At 57.9% G+C, this 9,166-nt stretch carries 4 protein-coding genes and 2 pseudogenes; all 6 read left to right on the forward strand.

The annotated features are described in order from the left end of the window. A pseudogene (locus A3754_RS27715) lies at positions 1-425 on the forward strand (GTPase HflX); the annotation flags it as partial. 37 nt (positions 426-462) lie between these two features. Continuing rightward, positions 463-1,635 carry an FtsH protease activity modulator HflK gene (gene hflK, locus A3754_RS13210; RefSeq protein ID WP_063520064.1) on the forward strand — a complete coding sequence of 391 codons (1,173 nt, stop codon included), beginning with the start codon at positions 463-465 and terminating at the stop codon, positions 1,633-1,635. Then, positions 1,635-2,702, forward strand: a complete 1,068-nt coding sequence (gene hflC, locus A3754_RS13215) for a protease modulator HflC (protein ID WP_063520065.1) — start codon at positions 1,635-1,637, stop codon at positions 2,700-2,702. Before hflK ends, hflC begins: the two co-directional genes overlap by 1 nt. Positions 2,703-3,028: 326 nt before the next feature. Continuing rightward, positions 3,029-3,502, forward strand: coding sequence for a DUF11 domain-containing protein (locus A3754_RS13220; protein WP_063518607.1), 474 nt, complete (start codon positions 3,029-3,031; stop codon positions 3,500-3,502). A 179-nt stretch (positions 3,503-3,681) separates the two neighbouring features. Continuing rightward, entirely contained in the window at positions 3,682-6,681 is a 3,000-nt protein-coding gene (locus tag A3754_RS13225; RefSeq protein WP_063520066.1) for a DUF11 domain-containing protein, read from the forward strand. A 192-nt stretch (positions 6,682-6,873) separates the two neighbouring features. Then, positions 6,874-9,166 (forward strand): annotated as a pseudogene (locus A3754_RS13230) (hypothetical protein); the annotation flags it as partial.

A 9,166-nucleotide genomic window follows, 5' to 3' on the forward strand; every position in this document is an offset into this window, starting at 1 on the left:
TGCCGGTGCTGCATGTCTATAACAAGGTCGATAACCTGGACCAGGCCCCGCGCATTGAGCGAGACGAGCATGGCCAGCCCTGGCGTGTGTGGATTTCTGCCCAGACCGGCGACGGGTTTGATCTGCTGTTTGAAGCCATCGCGGAACGGCTGGCGGCTGGCTGGGTGGATTGCTGGGTGCGATTGCCGGCATCTGCTGGGCGTCTGCGTGCACGCTTGCATGAGGCTGGAGAGGTGCTGGAAGAGCAGACCGCCACCGATGGCGGCATGTTACTGCGCATCAATGTGAATCGGGTGCACTTTGAGCGCCTGCTTCGTGAACAGGGATTAAAAGAGGAAGAGCTGGTAATTCCGGCCCCTGTGGTTGCAGGTGACGACACCCCTTCCTACAATTCAGAACGCTCGCCAAACGCGAGTCATCATTAGGCTGGAGCCCATTGGTTCTGGCGGACTGGAGATCTACATGGCGTGGAATGAACCCGGCGGCAACAAGCCGAAGGACCCTTGGGGTGGTGGTGGCGACCAGGGGCCGCCGGACCTGGATGAAGCCCTGAAAAACCTGAAAGACAAGATCAACAATGTTTTCGGCAGCAAAGGCGGCAAGTCCGGCGGTGGCGGAAGCAGTAGCGGCGGTGGATCTCCCTGGCCGGTACTGATCATCGCACTGGTCATTGTGTCTATCGGCTATGGCCTGATGGGCTTTTTCCAGGTGGATCAGCGCGAACGCGCCGTGGTGCTGCGGTTCGGTAAGTTCGATCGCATCGTGGAGCCGGGCCTGAACTGGCGGGCGCCCATTCTGGAGCAGTACGAGAAGGTGGATGTGGGGCAGAACCGTCGCTACGAAATCACCGAGGAAATGCTCACCAAGGACACCAACATCGTCAGCGTGACCTTGCAGGTGCAATACCAGGTGCTCGATCCGCGCCCGTTCCTGTTGAAAGTTGCGCAACCGGAAGAAATTCTGGAACACGCCACCAGCTCGGCCTTGCGCCATGTGGTGGGGTCATCTTCCATGGATGATGTGCTCAAGGATAACCGTGAGGCGATCCGGGTACAGGTTCGTGAACGGCTTGATGATTACCTGAATCGTTACGATACCGGCCTGGTGCTGCGCCAGGTGGTGCTGGATAAAACCGAAGCGCCGGATGCGGTTCGTGATGCCTTTGATGATGTATCCAAGGCGAAAGAAGACGAAGACCGCTTCAAGAAAGAAGCTGAAGCGTACAGCAATGCGGTGATTCCCCAGGCCCGTGGTGAAGCCCAGCGTATTGAAGAAGAGGCCTTTGCCTACAAGCAGCAAGTAATTGATGAAGCGAAGGGTGATGCCAATCGCTTTACCGACTTGCTCACCGAGTATCGCAAGGCGCCGGATGTGACCCGCGAACGTCTCTACCTGGAGACCATGACCCAGGTGTTCAGCAACACCAGTAAGGTACTGGTGGACGTGAACAAGGGTGATAGCCTGATTTACCTCCCGCTGGACAAGTTGATGAATAACCAGGACGGCAAGGTCAAGGTGCCGAGCCAGAGCGCGACGTCTTCCGGCTCGACCTCGAGTGCCGGCGCAGATGATGGTGGCAGTGGCCGCAATACCGGTCGCAGCCTGTACAACAACCGAAACCAGGAGCTGCGCTAATGAATAATCGTGGATGGATGGCGCTGCTGGCTCTGGGTGTGCTGGCATTGTTGGCGCTGGATTCCTTTTTCATCGTTAACCAGAAAGAAAAGGCGGTGCTCAAGCAGTTCAGCCGGATCGACAAGACTGACATCGAGCCGGGCCTGTATTTCAAATGGCCGCTGGTGGAAGAAGTGGTGAAAGTGGACGGGCGCGCATTGGTCTATGACGTGCGCAGCCAGTCATTCCTGACGGCCGAGAAGAAACTGCTCAACGTGGATGCATTCGTGATCTGGCGTATCAGCAACGTGCAGCGCTATATCGTCAGCGTGGGGGGCGGCTCTTCCAATGCCCAGGTGATGGAGCGTCGAGCCCGTGAGTTGCTGGATCCCCGTGTGAACGAAGGCCTGCGTAACGAATTCGCGTCACGCACCGTGTTCCAGGTAGTGGCCGGTGAGAGCGACGTGGAAAAAGTGGAAGGTGACAAGGCGATTATCCGTGACCCTGCCACCGGTGAAACGGTGGAAGTGCCAACCGACCAGCTGGATGAATCCGTGCTCCGTGAGGCCAAGGCAGCTAAAACGGATAGCGATTCTGATTCTCCGGTGCCCAGCGTGGCCAACGATCAGCGTGAAGCGTTGATGGACCAGGTGCGTGATGAGGTGAACAAATCCACCCTGGAAGATCTGGGTATCGAAGTGGTGGATATTCGCGTCAAGCAGGTGGACTGGCCGGATCAGGTCCGTGGCCGGGTGTTTGACCGGATGCGGGCGGAACGTCAGCGAGACGCGGCCGCACACCGTTCCCAGGGCCGTGAGGAGGCAGAAAAAATCCGTGCCTCTGCAGACCGTCAGCGCACCGAGACATTGGCCCAGGCATATCGCAAGGCGCAAAGCTCCCGCGGTGAAGGGGATGCGGAAGCGGCCGCGATTTACGCTGAGGCCTACAATCAGGACAAGGAATTCTTCCGCTTCTACCGTAGCCTGCGTGCTTACTCGGAGAGTTTCGATCAGCCCGAGGATGTGCTGATTCTGGAACCGGACAGTGATTTCTTCCGCTACCTGAACGGGGCGAAAGGCAGGCCTTGATGTCCTCGTTCGCTGAAGCACAAAAAAACCGCCTCTGGCGGTTTTTTTGTGGGCGGGAGTGATGGGATCCCGGTAAGTTGTTGTTTTTAAAGAGATGAGGCGAGAGATTCGCGCTGAATGTGTTCTTTTTGTGTATTTTTTACATTCTGTTCACACACATTGACTGATTTATGTGCAAAATGCGCGCTGGGTCACATAATATTTAATTCTTATCTGAGCGTGTGTGACTCGGGCTTTTGATTTTTTTTGCATACTGGGGTATGCCGCATTGTGTCGGTGTATAGGTAAAATCAGGGCGAAGCCCTGGATGTATCGGGGATTTATTCATGAAAAAACGGATCATTTCGGCTTTGGCTGTGCTGATGTCTGCCGCTGTGTGGGCGGATGCACCCTTGTCCAGTCAGATGGACTCCTACCTGGTCACTCACGAAAACGGCAAGGAAGTTGTTGTTGAAGCTGAGCAGGCCAGCCCTGGAGATATTGTCGAATACCGTCTTACCTACACCAATAATAGCGATCAGCCGCTTTCCGGCCTGGTAATCACCGGCCCAATCCCTACCAACACGGTTTATCTCAAAGACAGTGCTGCCACCCAGGTGAGCGCCGATTTCACCGTCAGCATTGATAACGGCGACAGCTTTCAGGCTGAGCCGGTAACCAAAACAGTCACTGGCGAAAATGGCCAGTCCAAGAACGTCGAGGTTTCTCCCAGCGACTACACCCAGGTGCGTTGGCAGCCGAAAGGCAGCCTGCAGCCTGACCAGGTGCAGCAATATCGCTATCGGGTAACGGTGCAGTAGCACCGGGAGAAACAGACGGGGGATCGAAAGATCCCGGGAAGTCTTGTGCGAGCGGCTTGATCGTCAGCGATCGGCCGCATGGGGAGGGGCGGACCGCTCGTGAATAACGAGGGGCCGCTCTCGCAAGGCTTTCGAAACCGAGGGTAATCCAAAACACAATCCATTAAAGGAATGAAGCCATGAAACATGCCTTCAACAAGGGCGTGTTGTCTTCGAAAATGGCCGCATCCCTTGTGTCTGGGGGTCTACTGTTTGCCGCAGGGCAAGCATGGGCGCTGACTGACGCAGGGACGGACATCAAGAACAAGGCAACCGTTACCTATGAAGATGCCAACGGCAACAGCTACTCCGCACAGTCCAATGAAGCGGTAGTGACCGTTGCAGAAGTCTATGCGGGTACGTTGGAAAATGACGGCAAGAAATCCGGTGCGCCGGGTGAAACCGTTTACTTCAGCCACACCCTGAAAAACACCGGTAATGCCACCGACACCTTCACCCTGGACGGGCTGAATGGTGCCGGCGCAGCGGGTAGCTATCAGGTGTTTATCGACGCCAACGGCAATGGTCAGCCTGATGCCGGTGAAAGCGCCGCCACGTCTGTGAGCGTTGACGCGGGTGACCAGGTCGAGCTGATCCTGGCCGTGCCGGTTCCATCCGGAACCGCAGCGGGCGCCACCATCGAAGGCACCTTGCTGGTGCGTTCGACCCGGGGCGATGGCAGCTTCGACGCCAATGACGGTGGCTTGGTACAGGATATCGGCAGCAACGCCGATATTGGCGACTATAACTCTGACGGTGTTAACGGCGCAGACGGTAACGACACCAACACCGATCAGGTGACGGTGACCACCGATGCGGTGCTGGTAACCACCAAGTCTGCATCTGTCAATACCTCTAACAACACCATTACCTACACCTTGACGGTGAAGAACAATGGTGGCAGTGCGGCGCAGAATGTAAATATCTTCGATGCCGTGCCAGCCAATGCCACCTTTGTGGAAATCAATTCGGTGAATGGCTTGTTAGCGTCTACTGATAGCTACCAAGACAGTACGGGTGCGAGCCAGAACATCCCGGCGGATGCGACCACCATGTACACGCCGGCGACACTGGCCTTAATTGATGAGCCGGGTGTGGACCTGGACGGGGATGGTTCTTCTACTGGAACGGACATTCCTGGTATCCAGCTGACTGATGCCAGCCTGGGGGTAAATACCACTGTGTCTGTGGTGTTTACCGTTAGCTTTGATCCGGCTGCGATGGCAGGCACAGAGATAAAGAACCTTTTTGCCGCTCAGGGCAATCTGGATGATGACAACGGCACTACTGAGGACGCAGTCAAGTCCAACACGGTCACCACCGTGATCGGTCAGACCTACGCCGTGGATGCGGACGATACCGAAACCGCCCCCGATACCACCGATGATGATGTGTTTAACGTCGCCAGCGCCGCCAGCGGTGCCGTGGTGGACTTCCAGCACACCATCACCAACAACGGTAACGGCGACGATGTGTTTGAACTGAGCGTGGATACGGCGGGCAGCACTTTCCCCGCGGGCACCACCTACAGCTTCTGGAATGCGGCTGGTACCGTGCAAATCACCGATACCAACGGCGACGGCAACCCGGATACTGGTTCCCTGGCGCCAGGTGCAGCGAATGCGCTGAATATTACCGTGAAAGCGGATCTGCCGGCGTCGGCCAGTGTCGCAGGCCCCTATGCCTACACGCTCACTGCCACGTCTGCTGGCGACCCCGCCGAAAGCGATGACAGCACTCAGGGTGTGCTGGCAGCGATTACTGCCGCAAACGTGGATATTGCCAACAGCGCCACGGCCATTGGCCTGGGTGACAGTGCAGATGATGCAGATGAATACATGGCAGGCACTCCAATCACCACCAATTCAGCGGCGGCCGGTGCAACCACCAGCTTCAGCCTGTTTGTCGCCAATGAATCCGGTAACCCCCAGTCTTACCTCCTCGGCTCTGCGCTGCCTTCCGGCTGGTCCGTGGTATTCAAGGAAGTGGGTATCGACACCGGTGACGGGGCGGACGGCCCACCTGATGGCATCTTGGATAACGTTACCAATGCAGGCAACGTGGTCACTGCCACTCCAAACCTGCCTGGCGGGGCGGTTTACCACTACACCGCGGAAGTCAAGGTGTCTTCCAACGTGGCCCAGGCCGAAGCGGATTACACTGGTGCTGACGCTGTTGATGGGGCTGGCTCAGCCACAAGCCCAACGGATGGAGATGGTGATTATCCAGTGACCTTCACCGTGGTCTCCGCCTCTGACAGCGGCATCAACGATTCCAAGCTGGATGCGGTAGACGTTGTTGCCAACCGTGATATCAGCATCACTCCAGACGGTGCCAACCAGGTACAGCCCGGCGGTAATGTGGATTACCTGCACGTACTGTCCAACGACGGTAACTCTGCTGAAACTGTTGAGCTGAGCGCAGCTAACTCCAATGCGCCGGACTGGACCAACACCACCCAGCTGTATGTGGACACCGACAACGACGGTGCTCCCGACGATTACCGTGAGCTGAGCCAGGTCGCTGCTCTGGCCACGGCTGGCCAGCTGTGGGTACGTGATCAGGCGGGCAATCCGGTGCAAATCGGTGTGGTGGATGCAGACGGCGATAACGCGCCAGAGCTGACGCTGGACGCCGGTGAGAAAGTGGAACTGCAGGTGACTGTGTTCGCACCGGGTACAGCTGCCTTGGGGACTCAGGACACATTGAGCCTGATCGCAACCAACACCGACCCCGGTGCGGGAGCTGCAGCTTCGGCGACGGCCACTGACGTGACGGACGTCATCCTCGGTCAGGTGCGCCTCGACAAAGCGGCGGGCGTCGATGCCGATTGCAGTTGTGACACCGGTAGTGCGGACGCGCTCTGGATCCCTGATTCCGGCTTTGCTGCAAGTCAAACCACCCAGGTGGAGCCCCTTCAGTGTGTGATCTGGAACCTGACGGCCACCAACGAAGGTGCGGCCACGGCGAAGAACGTGATCATCACCGATGAAACCACCCCGTATACCACTTTCCTGACCGCTAACTCGGATAACAACACGGTGGCCAATTCCGGCACTGATCCAGAGGTGAAATGGGAGATTGGTGAGTTGCCTGCGGGTGAGAGCGCCAGAGCACAGTTCTGTGTGCGAGTGAACTAAGCAAGCCCCTCCCGGGCTCTTCCTCTTCCCCTTGTGGGGGAGGGGGAGAGCTTTCTCAGGCGCTGTGCGCAACGCCTGAGAAAGCTCTTAAAACATGATCGCCGGGGCGGTCAAAAAAAGGTGCTCAAGCACCGCATGGGAACGACAGGACATCGTGAATTGAAGCGGATCGGGGTTTGGACAATCAGCGTAATGACGCTGCTGGCGATTGCCAGCGGCGCCATTGCGGCTGCGACCTCGGCCGGTACCGTGCTGCGTAACCAGGCCCAGGTGCGCTACCTGAACCCGCTCACCGGGCAGGTGGTAACGCAGAGCTCCAATGTGTCCCAGCTTGTTGTGGCGCCATACCGTGATGTGCTGCTGGGTAACAGCAATGCGTTGACCGTGGCCGCCGGCCAGCACGTTAACCTGCCCCATGTTCTGACCAATACCGGCAATGTGGACGATGACTACAGCCTGACGGCGGTGAACAGTGCCGGCGATGATGGTGATCTGCTGAACTTGCGCCTGTATGAAGATGTGAACGGCAACGGTGTGGTCGATGCCGGTGAGCCGGAAATTACGGCGCCGGTGAGCTTGCCTGCCGGGGCGTCACTTTCCCTCGTGGTGGCTGGCACGGTGGCGTCCGGGCAAGGTCAGGATGATGTGCTGAGAGTATCGGTACTGGCCGAGTCACAAACGGATGTTGATGTGTTCGACTCCGGGCAAGACAGTGTCACGGTGGCCTCCGGTGCCTTCCTGAATCTGACCAAGTCGAGCAGCCAGAGCTGTGATAACCCTGCCCAGGAAGGGCAATCGCTGGACTACAGCATCAGCTATACGAATACCGGCAGCAGCGCCCCGGCAGAGCGACGCTTCCTGATCAGTGGTCAGGTAGAGCAGGGCGTCATGCTGGAAGATGCCTTGCCGGCCAACGTGCAGTTACGCCCGGGCAGTGCTACCGGTATCTCGCCAATTCAATCTGTCGCGGTGGTGCACCGTTCCGGGGATGCGGATGATGAATGGATCCGCTTTGATCAGTGGTCACCGTCAACACCCGTGGACCGCTTTGGGGTTTTGGTACCCGCGTCGGCCATGGAATCCAATGAGTCCGGCGGCTTTACGTTCGGTGTGCAGGTTGGCACCGGGTTGACCAGCAATACGCGGATTTACAACCAGGCCGTAGTCGATACCGATGGCGATGGCACGGACGATTTTTCCAGTAATACCGTCTGCAACACTCTGGCGGGCTCGGTTCGTCCGACACTGGTGTTTGAGCGCCCCACGCCGCAGGTGTCACGTTCCGGGCAGGCGCCGCGGCACAGTGAAGACAGTGATTTCCAGCTGGCAGATATGTATGCGCTGTTGCCGGCTGAAAACAATCGAGTGCTCACCGATGGCGTCTACCTGCGCCTGAACGCCTCACAGCTCAACCAGTCCCCGACCCGGCGGGAGTTCCTGGAGCGTACTCCCTCCGGTGAGCGCCTGATCATCGTGACGGTGGAGTCGGCCCTGACCGGTGACTCCTTGCGCGTAGTCATGCGTGAGACGAAGCCGGACTCGGGCGTATTCCGCAGTATCCGCCCGTTTGTGCTCAGCGCGGATGAAAACGGTTATGGCCGCCAGTGCCCTTCCACCGCGAATACCTCCCAGGCGCGGGAGTTCGACAGTGATACCACCACAAGTCAGGTGTTGGATGAAGCCTGTGCGTTGCGCAGTGAGGCCCGCGATACCTTGACTGCCCGTTTCCAGATGCCGATCTATGGGCCCACTGGCAACGTGGAGCGTTACGAAGTGGTGTCTGATGTGGCGGCGGTGGACCCGGCAGGAACCGTATTTGATTCCAGTAACGGTAACCCGGTAGGCGGTGCGCAGGTGACCCTGTACCAGTCCCGGCAAACGCTATCCGCTAGTGGCGCAGGCAGCTGTGCTGACCTGGCGCAAAGCGATTATGAAGTGGGTACCGATCCCTTTACCGGTGAAAGCCTGGACGGAGAAAACACCAATACCTCTAACGTGGATAACACTTCTGTGCTGGGGGATTATCAATATCCGTTTGCCACCCCCGGCCATTGTTACTACCTGGATGTGATCCCGCCGGCGGGCTACAGCTTCCCGTCAACCATGTCTCCAGCAGCAGCCGGAAGTTTTTTCTCCAATGTGAATGACAGCTCCTATGGCCTGGAAGGTTATCAGGCGCCGGTCGGGCGCAAAGCCGCGAGGGTAGCGGGCAGCAACAACGGTGCCTTCCTGCTGGGCACGTCCAATGTGTTTGTGAATATTCCGCTGGACCCGAGCGCCAATACCACGGCCGGTACTCTGGTGCTGGACAAAAATGTGGAGAAAGACAGCGCCGCCGTGGGGGATGTGCTCGCCTATAGCATCAACCTGACGAACAACCACTCCGATGCGCTTTACGCCGGCAGAATTATCGACCAGCTGCCCTATGGGTTCCGTTATATCAATGACAGCGCCTGGCTGGAAGTGGGCGGGCAGCGTGTCGAAA

It is taken from the genome of Alcanivorax sp. HI0083 (genome assembly GCF_001635175.1).